This is a genomic window from Trinickia symbiotica (assembly GCF_002934455.1).
GTDB lineage: Bacteria > Pseudomonadota > Gammaproteobacteria > Burkholderiales > Burkholderiaceae > Trinickia > Trinickia symbiotica.
Genome location: NZ_PTIR01000001.1, coordinates 189,717 through 206,656, shown reverse-complemented (window position 1 = coordinate 206,656; position 16,940 = coordinate 189,717). Strand labels below are relative to the sequence as shown.

Genomic DNA, 16,940 nt, shown 5'->3' with positions numbered 1-16,940 from the left:
GGCCGGTAGTCGGCCACTAGGCACCGTACGCTGACTTCACCGCTCAGACGATCGGAAGTCTCATTTCATCCGATAACTGGCCACTTCGTCCACCGAGCACTTCAAGCCCAGCAGTAACCGGGGTCGCCGTCGAACGAAGAATTATGCGAGGTCAAATTGCCGCTTCCTCTAGACTCTCCTTTATCGGGGCATACAGCTTACCGAAAGGACCTCCTCCGTTGCCAGAGGTGACCAACTCTTCAAAGACGCGACGAACATGTGACGACCGATCGTGAAGTAAATTCCGCAACTCTATGTCGCGTCCTTGCCGACCGCCTTGAGATTTATATAAAGTTGACCACGTCCTGGCCAGACGGTCGAAAACTCGCCAGCGACGATCACCACGCTTGATCGCAAGTAAGAGTTCGTCAAGGAGTGCCGGCATCGCGTCCTCCCCGCCATTCGATTCAATGGTTGAAAACATAGCATCGTGCGTGGCGTGCAGAATTTCCGCACTTGAAGGATTTTGTCGATCAGTTGACTGGAGGGCTATTGTCATAGCCATAGAAATATCGTCGGCCGCTCGAGAAAACGAACGCAACGCCAATTCCGGAGATCTTGCCGTTTGTTGTTGATCTCCCAACTGAAAGTTGGCCGCAGCTCGTTTGAGCCGCCAATCTGCGCTTGGCTCTATGGAATTAGTTAGTGCCAAATCGCAGACATCTGCTGCGCCGACCCAGTGCTTCAACGACATTTCAGCGTCGTACCAAACGCCGAACAAGAGGGGCTTGCGATTATTGCCGTGATAGGCCTTACGTGCGGCAACTCTGGCTTCGCTTGCGCGCTTAGGGATTGCGGAGATGAGACAGCGAGCTTGTAGTACGTACAGATCGGCATGATATCGAGTTTTCCGTTGTGCTGCGGCTACTGTCTTCAAGGCGCTGGGCACATCAGAGACACGCAAAAATGCGAGCGCCTCATTGATTGCAGCGGCCACGATCTGATTGTTTTTCTGAGTTTTAATCTCGGCGTCGTGCCGACGCAGCGAGCGCACATGCGCCTCAAATTTCGCATGGTCAGGGACAAGGCTTGTCTTTATCGTTTGTATCACGCTTTGGGTAGCGCTGGAAACTTCAAATCGGGGTTCCTCTGAGATAAGCGGGGCATGGACGAGAAACAGCGAAGACAACTCATCCAATGCGTCGCTAATGGTTTCACCAGTATAGCCAGTCGCCTCTTCGAGTTCAGTACGCGAACAATTCCGAAAAATTGATGCGGCGAACAGGACGCGCCTTGCCTCTTCAGGCAACGCTTCAATCTCTCGCTTTAGTGCCGCAGCGCGAGCTTCATTCCCGGACTTCCCCTTCCACTCCTTGATTGCAGAATAAAAGTGGACTCCACGCCGCACCAGTCTATACAATGATTCTGTAAAAAGAGGCGACCCTTTAGTGGTTTCCCTTAAAGAGCGAATGTCCGATTCTTTGAGCTCCGGCCCCTTATATCGCTCCCTAAGAGTCAAAACATAGTCGAGAAACTCTTGTCCAGCCAACCCTTCCAGCTCGATAGTTAAATCTGTGGAGAATGAAAGATTCCGCCGAGTAGTTAAAAGAAATCGAGACCCCTGGCTTCCGAACTGCCACGCCAGTTCCATAACTCGCTTTTGATCGTTTAAAGATAACGAATCGACATCGTCGACGACAAACAGCGTCGGCACAATAGCAATGGCCTCCCGAAGGAAAGATTGCAGCAAGCTCTCATCCGATCCATCGACTTCCTCTTCTCGAATCGCGCATTCTCGACAAAGAACAATCAACAGCTCCTTATAATTGGTGTAATGAGTTTCTGGAACCCCAATGAAATCATTCTTATCCCCTGAAAATTGTTGCTTTTTGGCGGTCACCCAGATAACGCGCTCGATATTGGTGGGCGCGACACGACATATTTTTTCGCAGAATTCATACGCGATCGACGTCTTGCCGAGTCCGCCCTCTCCCGCAAGCACCTTCGCATACGAGAATTGATCGGACAGCCATGTCCAAAGCCTTCGCAATACATCAGTTCTGCCAACAAACTTTGGGCATATAAAATTTCTATCCGGAAGATTGTGTGGGAGTGGATTCGCAACCTCGCTGAACATATTAAAGAGGCGCTTCGAGTCGACGTAAGGGTTTTGTCGAGGTCCGTACAAAAACTCAAACTCGTCACCGCGCGCTATCCGCGTATTGTCGCCGGATCTGAAAACTACGTCCCCAGATTCAAATGCGGGAGTTTTCTTTTCTATCGTGGGACCGTTCTTTCCAAATGCCACGGGCTTTACGCCCGCTGCCCGCTTCGGCACATACAAAGAAAGCCCACTGCGTCCATCCGCATCAAAATTGTGAACTGAAATATTAATGTGAGATCCAGTATAGCTAAAAATCTTATCTTTTATTTGCTTGAGATCGAACCGTGATGAATCGAAGCCTTTCAGTTCAAAAAGCTGATCGGCAGCGATTTCCGCAACCCCTAATATCAGATAACCACCATATGTATTATGAAGTGCAACAATGTGCTTGATGCCCTTAGCTAACGCAATAGCATCCCCAAAGGCAGACTCTTTGTAGTCCACAAGCTCGCATTCGATTGCACAAAAGTGAATACCCTGATGTAGCAGGCTGATCAGTTCATCGTCGTTCTTGCCGCGATCCAGAAAGTCGCCAATCCGACGCCGGACCTCTTCTATCTCAAAGGTAGCCATAGCCCCGCCCCACAATTTTCTCAAATTTGCGCGTATTGGCTCGTTTGAGCACAATCTGCCGCGCTGTTACTTCATCATTGGTCTGTTAGAAAATGTATCACATTGGTCTCGTCGTGCCCATAAAGCAGTTGGGTCCGATAGGGTGTGTACGGTGCCCGAACGACTGACAGTTCGCGCTTGTCGTGACCACGCTGACCGCAAGGCCGACCGGCGGTTTCACGTTTTGAAGCAGCCGTTGGTGGGCCAGTTGCCCGACTGGCAGCTTCGGGTCCGACAGCGGAAGTTCCGGGCCGTGCTGGGAAGATCGACCGTCGTTCGATGATGGGCTTCGGCGTTCGGCGAGAAGCCGCTGGGAGGCGGCCCGCGCCCCCAGCTCGGGGAGTTCCAACTTAAGCGAACAAAGTTCAACGTTGAGTGAATCTCGACATCAGTGTTAATCGATATTCATTGAAGTCGATTGCTCTGCAGGACGCTGGTTTTTGCGGGCCGCGCTGCTGCCGACGCTGTTGCTATTGCTGATGCTTCTTGATTCGGCGCTCGTGCCGAAATCAGCAGGGAAGTCATCCACCTTCATGAACGCGGCGCCATCGCGTGCATATGTGTCCAGCGTCGCGCGCTCGATCGTGTCGATGTATCCGTCGCGCTCCGCCGCAGCGGCCCATGCCGGCATGTGGGCGAGGCTCTGAGGCATCGCTGAAAGCCGGCCCTCGCGCACCGCCCTGCGCAACTTGAGCTCGATTGCCGCTACTTGCGGTGCGAGCCGCAATAATCGTTCGCCGCAATTAAGCGGATCTCGTTCGTCGGCCGACACATACGAGCCCGCGAGAAGTCGCTCGCGCGTCGGCGTGGGTGCTTGCAGCAATCGGGCGTTGCCGGCCGTGAGCGCATCGCTCGGTGCAGGGCGGCGCAAATCGAACGGAAAAGTGAGCCTGCGCAGCAGGCCCGCGACGAAACAATTCGGGTAGTTCGCAAAACGGCCCTCGAAGGCCTCATGCGCGCGGCGAAGCGCATCTTCGACTCCCCATCGCACGAGCGGCAGGTCTGCCTCGGGCCGTCCCTCATCCTCGAAGCGCTTGAGCGTGGCCGAGATCAGGACCCATTGCGAGAGCGCATCGCCGAGGCGGCCCGAGAGGCGCTCGCGGCGCTTCAGCGAGCCGCCGAGCAGCCGCAGCGAAACATCGGCGACTAAGGCAAAAGCGATCGCGAGCCGCGTGGCCGCGCGGTAATAACCCGAGAGCGCCGGGCTTGCCGCTTTCGGCGCTGCGATCAAAAGGCCGCCCGTCAGCGAATGAAGAAGGCTGCGTAGCGCATTCGATGCAGTGAAGCGCGCGTGACGGAAAAGGGCATCGTGGAAGGCGATCAATCCCGCTTGGGCGTCCGCGGCCCGAGCGGCAGCAAGTTCCTCGGTACGGATGGCAGCGATGCGCACCTTGGCCGAAGATGATGATCGAGCGAGTGAGGATGTTCGCGCCCTCCACGGTGATCGATATCGGCATCTGCTGATAGACGCGGCCGAGAAAATTCGACGGTCCGAGGCAGATGCCTTTGCCGCCGAGGATATCCATGCCGTCATCGACGATCATGCGTGCGCGCTCAGTCACGTGGTACTTGGCCATCGCCGAAAGCACGGCCGGCTTTTCGCCGAGGTCGACGGCTTGCGCGCAAAACCGCCCCCTCCCGGCAGACGATGCCGACATCAGGAATCGCCGCCGCATCCGAGCCCGCATAGGGGCTCGTCAGCGCGAAACAGGGGATATCCTCGCCTCGCGCGAGCCGAGGCAAATCGCGGGACTTTTGCGATTCCGTGCCGTAATGAAGCGGCAGCTCGGCAGGACCTAGCGAGTTTGGCACCAACACCGATACGGCGGCCGTCGGCGATCTCGACGCGAGCTTCATGACCACCTGCGAATGGGCGTACGCGCTGAACGCCATGCCACTGTGCTGCTTGCCGATGATCATGCCTAGGAAGCCGCTTTCTTTGATGTACCGCCATGCGGCTTCCGGCAGATCCTGCACAAGAGTGGTGACTTCCCAATCGTTCACGAGTTCGGCAAGTCGTTCGCACTCCTCATCGATGAAACAACGCTCATCGCTGGTGAGCTTCGGCGCGCCGTGGGCGAGCAATGCATCCTAGCGCGGGCGCCCCGTGAAGATTTCGACGTCCCACCAGACGCTGCCGGCCTAGATGGCATCGCGCTCCGTCTGTGGCATGTCGGGTAACGTCTTGCGCAGCGCCGCGAGCATCGGCCCGGGCAGTACGCGACGGCGTAGCAGCTTCGCGAGCAACAGGCATGCGATCAGCCCCGCAACGACGAGCGAGATGACGAGCCATCCCATGTCCGTTCCTCCTCGCCATGCGCTTCATCGGTGCATGGCATGGCTCGCGGCATGGCCGAATGCCGGATCGCTCGACACGGCTCTGCGCAGCTCGATGCGGCAATACGCTAGTGCGGCTCCACCTCCCGCTGCCGAAGCCGTCTCAGTGCGTTTGACGTGCCTGCGTTGGCGCTTGCGTGACGACGGGCCGCGTCGCCGCTGCGGGCTGGGACGGCGCACCACTATCCATGCCACCATCGCTGCGTGGTTGCCGGTCCAGTGCTCCGCAGGCGCTAATGCCGGCGGCCGCATCGCTGCCGTCGGCGGCCTCGCCGAGCACGGCCGCGAACGCGTTCAGTTGCGCCGGGTCCTGCAACGGCGCTTTGAGCGCGGCAACCATCAGTGAAGCGAGACGCGCGATCAACTGCAGATCGTTCATCGACCGCCCTTGCGAAAACTCGGCGAGCAGATTGTCCGTATCGGTGCCCGCGAGCACGCCCGAAAGGGCGCCGATCGCGAAATGAAGACGCCAGCCGAGCTCTTCGCGCGGCAGATGCGGCAACGCTCGCTGAAACGCATCGAAGAATCGCTCCGCAACCGAGGCGTAATGGCGATTGAGGAAATCGTGAATGAAGGCGGACGGGTCCGTATAGGCTCGACCGAGCAACTTGAGGAATGCGCGTCCGCCCGCGTGCGGATCGCGAGAGAGGCGCAAGGCCGGGATGAACATCGCACCGAGCACGTGCTCACACGTGAGCCGCGGGCCGAGCTGAGCGTCGAAGCGATCGAGCAGCGCTAGCCGCTCTTCGTTGAGCCGATCGAGACGCCGCGCGAGCATCGCGTGAATGAGCGCCTCTTTGCTGCCGAAGTGATAGTTGACGGCGGCGAGGTTCACGTCGGCACGCGATGTGATCTGCCGCAGCGACATCGCCTCGAAACCGAGGTCGACGAAGATGTCTTCGGCCGCATCGAGTATGCGTGTTTTGGTATCGCCGGTGGTCCGGCTCGTTGTACGAACTGCCATGTGCGCCTCCCATGCCGGTGGCCCGGCCGCGAACAAGCGATCGATTCAGGTTGTTGATTGAAACTCTTTTTATTCCGGCAACGATAAAAACAGGCTGTTGCCGCGGCAAGCATTCTTTGTGGATGGACTCCTCTAGTGGCGTACGTCTGTGCTTTTTCGAATCTTAGGCGCTGGCGCCCCTTTTGTGCGCGGAAGTTTCGTTGTGACGATTGCATGGCGCGTGGATTGGGGCGGGACGAACCACTGCCTGCGGAACCAAGGCGTCGGATTGCGACGCCTTGGCAGCGCGATCGATGATTCGCCGATTATCTGACTGGTTCGCCGATTTGCGCGGCGGAACGGGTCATGTCCACACCGCGCCGTTCGCGCCCGAAGAGAATCAGGATGGCAATGACGATGGCGGCCACACCCGCCACGACGGCGAGCGCGAAGGCGTAGTTGTTGCCGTGGCTCACCGCGACGCCTGCTTGCAGCGTGGCGTTGACCGACGCGATCAGGTTGCCGAGCTGATAGACAAAGCCGGGGAACGTCGCTCGAATTTCATCGGGTGAGATTTCGTTCAGATACGCTGGAACGACGCCCCATGCGCCTTGCACCGAAATCTGCATGAGGAAGGCACCGATGGCGAGCGCAATGGCACCGCTCGAGAACGCCCATAGCGGCAGTACGGGGAGGGCGATGAGGGAGGCGATGCAGATTGCCTTGCGGCGGCCGATTTTCTCGGAGACCGCGCCGAAGAAAAGACCGCCGATGATGGCGCCGATATTGAGCACGATGGCGATTGCCGAGACGGTGTGCGGATCGAACTTGTGCTGCTCGCGCAGGAAGGTCGGATAAAGGTCTTGTGTGCCGTGCGAGAAGAAGTTGAAGGCCGTCATCAGGATGATCGAATAGACGGCGAGCGCCCAGTTCCGCTTCAGCGTATCGCCGAGCCGCGGGCGACCGGTTTTCTCCATCGCCTGCCAGGCTGGCGATTCGGGCACGTTGCTCCGGATGTAGAGAACGAGCAGTGCGGGGACCACGCCGACGAAGAACATCCCGCGCCAGCCGACGTACTGGTAGAGCACGCCGAATACGATCGAGGCGATCAGGTAGCCGCTCGGGTAGCCCGCTTGCAGCAAGCCTGACACGATGCCGCGCGAGTGCGCGGGAATCGTCTCCATCGTCAGCGCCGAGCCGACGCCCCATTCGCCGCCCATCGCGACGCCGAAGAGCGCGCGCAGGACGATGAGCGTCGCGAGGTTGGGGGAGAAGCCCGAGACCAGCTCGAGCAACGAATAGATCGCGATGTTGACCATCAGCGTGGGCCGACGGCCGAAGCGGTCGGCGAGGCGGCCGAAAATCAGCGCGCCGAGCGGACGCATGGCAAGCGTGAGCGTGATGGCGATCGCGACTTCGGGTATCTTCGTATTGAATTCGGCTGCGATATCTTTCAGGACGAAAACCATCAGAAAGAAATCGAATGCGTCGAGCGTCCAGCCCAGGTAGGCGGCGATCGTCACATTCCTCTGTTCGCGTGTCCAAGCCATTGTTTCTTCTCCTGTGTCTCCAGAATCTTCCGCAAGGCCGATCGGCGCCCCGCGGGCACCCCCGTTGGGTTGGCAAGGCGAGTTTACAGGGTCTTTAAGCAAGTGCAGGGTTAAGTGCGCCTTTGAAGGGGTAATCCCTTACCGCCTGCGCATAGCGCCATGCGTCACTGGGTATCTTAGTTAGTAGTCGAAACGAAAGAATTGTGAAAGTTGTTTTAATGCGCGGGGGCAAACTATCAGCAGAGATTCTCCGCGTACATGCGCTGCGACTGCCCCTGTTAGCGCGATGCCGTCCAACTCCTCCGGCGATGCCGGACGCGCGCCGATGATCTCGCGGTTATCAAGTCGCAACCCGGGTATCCAATCGAGGTGACCGTGATAGAGTCGAGCGTCATTCTTTCTCGCGTAGCCTTATGCCGCCACGCATTGAGCTTGGGCCCGTCGATTCGGCAGGCCATCAACAGGGCATGGAACGCGCCGGCGAGGCGCACAGTGTGAACACACAGGTTCCGGCGATTGTTCCAGCGCAAACCGCTCTAGTGGTCATGCACTATCAGACCGACATCCTGCGCCTATTTCCATCGGTCGCATCCACTTTGCTCGCCAATACGCGCGAGCTGTGCGACGCTGCGCGGGCCAAGCGCGTCAACGTCTATTTCGCGAAGATCCACTTTAGTCCGGGCTATCCGGAGGTAAGTCCATTGAATCGGAATGGGCAGGGAATGAAGCAACTGGGTCTTTTCGTCGACGACCAGATCGCGCCGGAGCTCAACCAGCAGCCCACTGAACCGCTCATCATCGCGCATCGTGCCAGCGTGTTCTTTGGTACCGACTTGCAGGCACGGCTCTTGGCGCAGGGTATCGATACACTGATGATGGTGGGCATCGCGTCGACCGGTGTCGTGCTGTCGTCGGTGGCGTACGCGAGCGATGCGGACTTTCGCCTGTTCACGGTCAAGGACTGCTGCTACGACCCTGATCCAATTGTGCACGACCATCTTTTCTCAACGGCGTTCGATTCCCGCACAACGGTGCTGTCGCTCGCTGATGCCTTATCGTTGCTTGCTTAGTCGGCCCTGGCATCGTTCGGTAGCAATTGGAATTCTGGAAGTAGAGCGGGAATTTTCGAAGTACACCGGTCGTTTACGCTTCTCTGCTGCTTACTCGCGGAGCAATTCCTCAGCAGTCAGACGAAGGAGGGGCGTCATGTGTCAGGTGTCTTGGGGTCTCAAAACGGCGGCCGCACTTGTCCTCGCGGCCGGTTTCTCGATCGGGCACGCCGCTGACGATGATGTTTATGTCGTCACACCACTTGTGTCCAACTTGGCAGGCGCTGCCCCGAAAGTCGACGGCGTACTGCAGAACGCTTGGGGTATCGCCTTCAGTCCCGCGGGAAGCCCATTCTGGGTCAACGACAATGCGACAGGCTGCGCCACGCTGTATGACGGCGAGGGGACGAAGGTGGCGCTACAGGTCTCCATCCCGCTGCCAGGCAACGTTATACTGGCCAGCGCCTGTCATCCTTTCTTCCCGAACAATCCACCGCAAACGGCACCCGCGGCGCCGACCGGGATGGTATGGAATCCGTCACCGGCGTTTCTCGTGCCAGGCACCACGATCCCTGCCGTGTTCATCTTCGCGACCGAGGACGGCACGATTTCCGCTTGGGCCGGCGGTCTGAATCCGGCGACCAACGCCGTGATCGCGGTTGATAATTCTTCCGTTCCGTCCGCCGACAATGGGGCGGTATACAAGGGTCTCGTCTTCGGCGTGAACGCGAAAGGCGGATTCCTGTTTGCAACGAACTTCCGCTCTGGGCATATCGATGTGTTCGGGCCGAGCGGCGGCACGAAAGGCCTTTTCACGCCGGCAACGACGGACGGTGGCTTCGTCGACCCGCACATCCCTGCCGGATATGCTCCGTTTGGCATCGCCAACATCAATGGTGACCTTTTCGTCACTTATGCAAAACAGAACAAAGAGAAGCACGACGACGTCGCTGGCAACGGTAACGGCTTCGTCGATGTCTTCGATACGGACGGGCATCTGCTGCGCCGCTTTGCCAGCCGAGGGAAGCTCAACTCACCATGGGGAGTCACGCGCGCGTCGTTTGCATTCGGCCGCTTCAGTGGAAAAATCCTGATCGGCAACTTCGGCGACGGCCGAATCAACGTCTTCAACAATGACGGCACGTTCGTCGATCAGCTGGAGGACGCAAACGGCAATCCAATATCGATCGACGGCTTGTGGACGCTTACACTCGGTGGCGGCCGCAACTCGAGCTCGGACGCGCTGTATTTCTCGGCCGGTCCCAACAAGGAGGTCAATGGGCTGTTCGGCATGATCGGTCCGGTGAACGCCTCCAAGGCACAGGCGTCGGCTGAGCCGAGGCAATAGCGGGAGGTGCGGCTCGCGAGGCGGCGCTATCATGGACGCTCGAACCAGGAGGGCGACCATGTGCTATTCGGCGCAGATCAAGGCGGACTACCGGAAATTCCTCAGGACTTTCGGCGCACGCATCGATCTGCGAGAGTTCGTCCAGCTCTATTGGGAGCGAGAGCAGGGAAGGGCGATCTCGATACCGAAAGCTATCGATGCGCTGTTCGATGAGCCGCAGACGAATGAAGAGCAGCGCATCAAGGAGATGATCGCGCGTTTCAACAAGGCGCAGGCGGCGAAGCTGGAGCAGGAGATCTTCAAGCAGCGCGCTCGCCTGGCCGATGCGGAGCGCAGCCTGCAGGCCAAGGCGACAAAGGCCGCAACCGAAAGCAAGCGAATTGCGACGAACAAGATCGAGGCTGCGCTCCAACGGCTCGACGATCTGCGCCGGACTGAGCTGGACGGAGAACGGGACGCGCGAATTTTTCCGGGCCACTACGCACCGGTCGTCGTCATGGAAGGTGGGGAGCGCGTCGTGAAGCCGATGCGATACCAATGTCGTCTGGCTGGAAAGCCCGCTTTCTATGACAAGAAATATCCCGGGACGTACATTGCTCGACGGGACAACCTCGAAGGCTTCTGGAAGACGCTCTTCGGGTACTCGCATGGTCTCTTGGTCGCGACTGCCTTTTACGAGCATGTCAGCAAGGCACGGCTCGAGCGGCGCGAACTGAAGCCGGGCGAGCGAGACGAGAATGTGATTCTCGAATTCAAACCGAGCTCTGCTCAAGACATGCTGCTCGCTTGCCTCTGGTCGCGCTGGGAGGGAAAGGACGAACCGAGTCTGCTTTCGTTTGCCGCGATTACTGACGAGCCTCCCCCCGAAATCGCCGCTGTCGGCCACACGCGCTGCATCATCCCGATCAAGCCGAATAACGTCGATGCATGGCTTCGCCCTGACGCCGCCGATCTCGCGCAGTTCTATGCCGTTCTCGATGACCGTGAACGGCCGTACTACGAGCACTTGCTGGCGGCGTAACGGGCGGTGTCCGCGACGCTGGGCATATCGCCGCTGCGCGAGCGCGCGGGTATCGGCGATCCCAGCAACATTCGCCAACTGCACAATGAGCTGCGCTATACATGCGCGGTTGGACACCCTCGCGTCCTCTGTCACGCAAACGTCACCATAATTCCGCAAAGATATCGCCCCAAAGTATGGGCGGGTTGGCCGTTGGCGGGCGCGCGGGCCTTACACTACCGCTCTGCTTGGCCTAGGCCCGGAATCCGACCGGCACCATCGACGATTTCACAACGAACGGAATACGAATGAAAAAGCCTGAACAGCCGACTTCCCACCCAGAGGACAAGGACTCCGAGCCCACGCAAACACCGCAGCGCCCCAGCCGGCGCCACTTTTTGGGCGGCGTCGCAGCCGTCGCGATGGGCGGCGGGTTGGCAGGTTGCGCGGTGCCTTCTACGCCTCGCAACGCCGCCGTCACTGGCGTCGCGGTGGGCCCGGAGTTCGACCACCCACTACGCAACAAGGTGAAGACAGTCGTCGTGATCTTCGCGGAGAATCGCAGCTTCAATAATCTTTTCGGCGACTACCCGGGCGTCGAGCGTCCGCTCTCAGCGCTGAAGCCGGAAGACTATCTGCAGCGCGATCGCGACGGCACGACGGTGTTGCCCAAGCTGCCGAAAGTCCCTGGCGGCTGGCTTTTGAAGGACCAGGTCGCGGACGGCGTCACCTACAAAGCCGGCGAGCAGTACCAGCTCGACCTGCCGAACGCACCGTTCGCCCTCAAGGGCCCACAGGGCGAAAACCTGCCGCTGTCGCTCGTCACGCACGACCTCTGGCACGTGTTCTACCAGAACCAGATGCAGATCAACGGCGGCAAGAACGACATGTTCGCCGCTTGGGCGGACTCGGGCGGCTTCACGATGGGCCACTATGCGAACGCGAGCTACGACTTGAGGATGTGGGACCTCGCGAGCGAGTATGTCCTTTGCGACAACTTCTTCCAGGGCGCATTCGGCGGCTCGTTCCTGAATCACCAATACCTCGCCGCGGCGACGCCGCCGGTCTACCCAGACCCGGCGCGTAGCATCGCCAAGCACCAGATAGCGACGACCGTCAGCGGACGGCCGGACGACCCGAACCTGAAGCCGCTCGACGTATCGCCGAAAAGCGCGATGGAGGGCATCCCGAAGTTCGGCCCAAGCGCGCTGACGCCGCCGGAGACAATCGCCGACGGCCGTACCGTCAGCTACGCGGTCAACACGATGATGCCGCCGTATGCACCTACGCCCTATCCGGTCGATGCGGACGGCGTAGTCGACCTCGCGCGCGACAGCAATGCGATGGTCGTACCGCCGCAGACGCACGAGCACATTGGCGACAAGCTCGGCAAGCGCGGAATCGACTGGGCGTGGTACGCGGGAGCGTTCGAGCAGACGCTCGAGATGCGCGGCAAGAACCTGACCGACGGCACGCCTGTCATTCCGAACTTCCAGTATCACCATCAGCCGTTCAACTACTTCGCGAATCTCGGGCCCGGCACCGCCGCGCGCCAGAAACATCTGCGCGACGCGGGCCTCGGCGACGATGAGAGCACGAACCGCTTTCTTGCCGACGCGCGTGCGGGCCGGTTACCGCCGGTTACGTTCTACAAGCCCCAGGGGAACCTGAACATGCACGCAGGCTATGCGGACGTCGCCTCGGGCGATCGCCACATCGTGCATGCCGTGAAGGCGCTGCGCGCGAGTCCGCAATGGGAGAACATGGTCGTCATCGTGACGGTCGACGAGAACGGCGGATGGTGGGACCACGTCGCGCCGCCGAAGGGCGACCGCTGGGGGCCGGGCACGCGCATCCCGGCGCTCGTGGTCTCGCCGTTGTCGAAGAAGGGCTATGTCGACCATACGGTCTACGACACGGGGTCGATCCTGCGCTTCATCACGCGCGTGTTCGATCTCGAGTTGCTCGACGGTCTGCGCACGCGCGACGCGGCGATGCGCGAGCGCGGCCAGGCGCCGATGGGCGATCTGACCAACGCGCTTAACTTGTCCGCCTGAGTTAGTGGCGCGCCACCGTGACGGGACGCCGGCGGCACCATGCCACCGGCGCTTGACGGCGACGGCGTAGAACGGCAAAGCAGAACGTCTGCCATCATATTGGCGTTCTGTTACCGCTCGCGCTTCGCCCTCGAATGCCATGCCGACCCGTCTCGCTCGCCTGCCGTCGCTCGACACACCGCGTCTTCTTATCCGACAACGCACACTCGAAGACGTGGATGCCTGCATGGAGATGGATCGCGATCCCGCAGTGACGCGGTACATCGCGGGCCCCTGGAACGATCCGATCGCGCATCGGCGCTTGGTTGAATTGCGCACCACGCGTCCGTACCCACCGGGACTCGGCTATTGGACGATTCGCGAGATGAGTTCGCCGAGTCAGTTTCTCGGTTGGGTCTTGCTGATTCCGGACCATGGCGTCGGCCCCGAAGTCGAAATCGGATGGAGGCTCGTCCGCCGCGCGTGGGGAAGAGGAATCGCAACGGAGGCGGCGAGGGCGCTGCTGCTGCATGCGTTCGAGACGGTGCATCTGGATGAGGTCATCGCGGATATTGCGTCGGAGAACATCGCGTCTCGTCGTGTCGCCGAAAAGATCGGCATGAAGCAAGTGACGGACATGAGCGGCGGCGAAAGCGACTACGAGCGCTATCACATTCGCCGTGGTGACGCTCCGGGCTAGAGCCCTGGCCACGATCGATTGTTAGCGCAACCGCAACGGTGAATTCGTTCCAATCGGCATAGATTTACGATAGTAAAGGCCTAAACTCACTTCTAACGTTGTGTCGACGCATTGGATCGACGCGTTGCGCTCGAAGCGCGACGGATGCGGCGTCGGCATCCCGAGCCGAGCCTCGTCAATGCGGGGCGAGCTTTATCTACGAATGAATGTGAGGTGGCGGAATGCTAACGATTGTGAAAGGTTTCGAAGGTCTTGCTCTGCTTGCGGCGCTCAGCTTCTACTTGGCGCCTTCGATCTTGGCGGACGCCAACGAGCGCGACGACGCGCTGGCGATTACGCTCGTCAATGTTCTGCTCGGTTGGACCGTCATCGGATGGATCGCGGCGTTCGTATGGGCCCATCGCCCGGCGAGTGACCGCCCGATCGCGCAAGTGGTCGCGCGGCGTCGCCAGGCATGGGCCCGCACGACGATCGCCAAGCTCGTCGCGCATGCGAAAGGCGGCGTGGCGCTGACCGGCGGACTTGCCCGGAACCCGCTCTCGCATCAACCGGTGCCTGTGACGGTGAACGCTGGTCGCGAGCACGCTCGGCAAAAGTAAAGCCGGCCTTGAAAGGAAACCCGTTGCGCCCGGACGACATTTAGTTGCGGGCGCAACGATCAGAGCGGAAAGCCATCGGCAAACGCCGAGCGCAGATAAGCGATGAAAAGCGCCACGGCCTGCGGTACGTGATGCGCATAAGGCCGCACGATATAAAGCTGCTCGGCGAACGCACCCAACGTGCGCCACTCGGGCAGCACGACGACCAACTTTCCCGACTGCACGGCCGCCTGTGCGCTGAAGTCGGGCAACAACGCGATGCCGAGATCGCCGAGCGCGGCATCGCGCAGCGCTTCGCTGTTGTTCGCCGAAAACGGACCATTGACGGTGACGGCGACGGGCTCCCCCGAACTCTTTCTTGCCGTGCCGCGCTCGAACGACCAAACGGCCGGACCCGATCCCCTCGGATAGAAAAGGCAGTCGTGCTTGGCGAGATCGTGAGGCGTCTCGGGCAGGCCGCGCCGCTTGATGTAGGCGCGGGTTGCGGCAAGCACCGACTGCGTCTTGCAAAGCTTCCAGGCGACATGGGTTTCCGGCGGACGGGCGCTGTGCCGGATCGCGAGATCGAAGCCTTCCGTCGCAAGCGAAGCGAGCCTGTCCGATACTTCCATTTGCACGCGAATCTGAGGATGCTCGTTGAGAAACGCGGACAGGCGAGGCACGATTTGCTGGCGCGCGAGTGAGACCGGCGCGGTCAACCGGATCAATCCGCGCGGCAGTCCCGCCATGTCGCGCACGGATTCGAAGCTGCTTGCGATCGTTTCATAGTGCGCGCGCGTCGCCTCGACGAGCCGCTGGCCCGCTTCCGTAAACCGCACGCTGCGCGTGGTGCGCTGCACAAGCGCCACGCCCGCCGCGCGCTCGAGCTCGGCGATACGCTGGCTCATCGCTGCTTTGCTGACGCCCAATCGATTGGCCGCGGCCGTATAGCTGCCTTGGTCGGCAAGCACTGTCAGCCAGTGCAAATGCACCCAGAGCCCCTCCACCTTTTGCGTATCCATATCCCCATTGTTCACGAATGAAAACAATCATTTCAATGTTACCGCCTTTGCGGCTGAGGCTGCGGTTCTTAAACTTTGGGGCATAGATCAACTCAACTGGAGGGGCGCAAATGAAAGCCTTCAACGATACGGCTGACGTCACGCATTTCATCGGCGGAAATCGGGTTCGCGGCGCGGCGACGCGCACGCAGGCGGTCTTCAATCCCGCGACGGGCGCGGAAGCCCGCAAGCTCATCCTCGGCGAATCGGGCGACGTCGCTGCGGCGGTCGAGTCGGCCAAGGCCGCGTTCCCGAAGTGGAGCGATACGCCCCCGATCCGCCGTGCCCGCGTGATGCTGCGTTTCCTCGAGCTGATGAACAAGCGTCGCGACGAGCTCGCGGCCATCATCACGGCCGAACATGGGAAGGTGTTCTCGGATGCGCAAGGGGAAGTCGAGCGCGGTATCGACGTCATCGAGTTTGCGTGCGGCATTCCGCAGCTGCTGAAGGGCGACTACACCGAGCAGGTTTCGACCGGCATGGACAACTGGACGATGCGCCAGCCGCTCGGCGTCGTGGCCGGCATCACACCGTTCAACTTCCCCTGCATGGTGCCGTGCTGGATGTTCCCGGTCGCGATCGCGGCGGGCAATACGTTCATCCTGAAGCCTAGCGAGCGCGACCCGTCGGCATCGCTCTTCATGGGCGAGCTGCTGAAAGAGGCCGGCTTGCCTGACGGCGTGTTCAACGTCGTGCAGGGAGACAAGGTCGTCGTCGATGCACTGCTGACGCATCCGGACGTCAAGGCGGTCAGCTTCGTGGGCTCAACGCCGATCGCGAATTACATCTACGAGACGGGTGCGAAGCATGGCAAGCGTGTGCAGGCGCTCGGCGGTGCGAAGAACCACATGGTGGTCATGCCCGATGCCGATCTCGACAAGGCCGTCGACGCGCTGATCGGTGCGGCCTACGGATCGGCCGGCGAGCGCTGCATGGCGATCTCCGTGGCGGTGCTCGTCGGCGACGTCGCCGACAAGATCGTCCCGAAGCTGGCCGAGCGCGCGCGCTCGCTCGTCATCAAGAACGGCATGGAGACGGATGCCGAGATGGGGCCGCTCGTGACGCGCCAGGCGCTCGAGCGCGTCGAAGGATATGTGGCACTGGGTGTCGAAGAGGGGGCGACGCTCGTCGTGGATGGCCGAGGACACAAAGTGCCGGGCCATGAAAACGGCTTCTTCACGGGCGGCACCCTGTTCGACCATGTCACGCCGCAAATGCGCATCTATAAGGAAGAGATCTTCGGGCCCGTGCTCAGTTGCGTTCGCGTGCACGACTTCACCGAGGCCGTCGACCTGATCAACGCGCACGAGTTCGGCAACGGCGTGTCGTGCTTTACGCGCGACGGCAATGTCGCACGCGAGTTTGGTCGCCGGATCGACGTGGGGATGGTCGGCATCAACGTGCCGATTCCGGTGCCGATGGCGTGGCACGGCTTCGGCGGCTTCAAGCGCAGCCTGTTCGGCGATATGCACGCGTACGGCGAGGAAGGTGTGCGTTTCTACACGAAGCAAAAGTCGATCATGCAGCGTTGGCCCGAGAGCGTAGGGAAGGGCGCCGAGTTCGCGATGCCTACCGCTCGCTGA

The 16,940-nt window shown here is 60.4% G+C and carries 12 protein-coding genes and 1 pseudogene; 7 read left to right on the top strand and 6 right to left on the bottom strand.

Annotated elements, in window-relative coordinates:
• Positions 1-151 precede the first annotated feature (151 nt).
• The 5 genes and pseudogenes from B0G57_RS00970 to B0G57_RS00955 form a co-directional block, all read right to left on the bottom strand.
• Positions 152-2,716 (bottom strand): RNA-binding domain-containing protein, encoded by a 2,565-nt coding sequence (locus B0G57_RS00970; RefSeq protein WP_018438688.1) that lies wholly within the window; start codon positions 2,714-2,716, stop codon positions 152-154.
• Between the two features lie 433 nt (positions 2,717-3,149).
• A pseudogene (locus B0G57_RS00965) lies at positions 3,150-4,870 on the bottom strand (acyl-CoA dehydrogenase domain-containing protein); the annotation flags it as partial.
• A 27-nt stretch (positions 4,871-4,897) separates the two neighbouring features.
• A complete protein-coding gene (locus B0G57_RS32315) occupies positions 4,898-5,053 on the bottom strand; it encodes a hypothetical protein (RefSeq protein WP_018438687.1) in 156 nt (51 codons plus the stop codon).
• Positions 5,054-5,195: 142 nt separating this feature from the next.
• Positions 5,196-6,056, bottom strand: a complete 861-nt coding sequence (locus tag B0G57_RS00960; protein WP_051089954.1) for a TetR/AcrR family transcriptional regulator — start codon at positions 6,054-6,056, stop codon at positions 5,196-5,198.
• A gap of 305 nt (positions 6,057-6,361) precedes the next feature.
• On the bottom strand, positions 6,362-7,585 hold the full coding sequence (locus tag B0G57_RS00955) for an MFS transporter (protein WP_020565972.1): 1,224 nt from the start codon (positions 7,583-7,585) through the stop codon (positions 6,362-6,364).
• A gap of 467 nt (positions 7,586-8,052) precedes the next feature.
• Between B0G57_RS00955 and B0G57_RS00945 the strand changes: the two genes are divergently transcribed.
• From B0G57_RS00945 to B0G57_RS00920, 6 genes are all read left to right on the top strand, one after another.
• On the top strand, positions 8,053-8,655 hold the full coding sequence (locus B0G57_RS00945; protein ID WP_051089953.1) for an isochorismatase family cysteine hydrolase: 603 nt from the start codon (positions 8,053-8,055) through the stop codon (positions 8,653-8,655).
• A gap of 136 nt (positions 8,656-8,791) precedes the next feature.
• Complete coding sequence (locus B0G57_RS00940) at positions 8,792-9,982, top strand: TIGR03118 family protein (protein ID WP_018438682.1); 1,191 nt, start codon at positions 8,792-8,794, stop codon at positions 9,980-9,982.
• 58 nt (positions 9,983-10,040) lie between these two features.
• Positions 10,041-11,003 (top strand): SOS response-associated peptidase family protein, encoded by a 963-nt coding sequence (locus B0G57_RS00935; protein WP_018438681.1) that lies wholly within the window; start codon positions 10,041-10,043, stop codon positions 11,001-11,003.
• 287 nt (positions 11,004-11,290) lie between these two features.
• On the top strand, positions 11,291-13,039 hold the full coding sequence (gene acpA, locus B0G57_RS00930; protein ID WP_018438680.1) for an acid phosphatase: 1,749 nt from the start codon (positions 11,291-11,293) through the stop codon (positions 13,037-13,039).
• A gap of 139 nt (positions 13,040-13,178) precedes the next feature.
• Positions 13,179-13,718: a GNAT family N-acetyltransferase gene (locus B0G57_RS00925; protein WP_018438679.1), complete on the top strand. Its 540-nt coding sequence runs from the start codon at positions 13,179-13,181 to the stop codon at positions 13,716-13,718.
• 221 nt (positions 13,719-13,939) lie between these two features.
• The gene (locus B0G57_RS00920) at positions 13,940-14,317 is read left to right on the top strand and encodes a superinfection immunity protein (RefSeq protein WP_018438678.1); all 378 of its coding nucleotides are present in this window, start codon (positions 13,940-13,942) and stop codon (positions 14,315-14,317) included.
• Positions 14,318-14,376: 59 nt separating this feature from the next.
• Here the strand turns inward: B0G57_RS00920 and B0G57_RS00915 are convergent, their stop codons facing one another.
• The gene (locus B0G57_RS00915) at positions 14,377-15,318 is read right to left on the bottom strand and encodes a LysR family transcriptional regulator (protein WP_018438677.1); all 942 of its coding nucleotides are present in this window, start codon (positions 15,316-15,318) and stop codon (positions 14,377-14,379) included.
• Between the two features lie 110 nt (positions 15,319-15,428).
• On the opposite strand from B0G57_RS00915, the gene B0G57_RS00910 reads away from it, so the two are divergent.
• Entirely contained in the window at positions 15,429-16,940 is a 1,512-nt protein-coding gene (locus tag B0G57_RS00910) for a CoA-acylating methylmalonate-semialdehyde dehydrogenase (RefSeq protein WP_018438676.1), read from the top strand.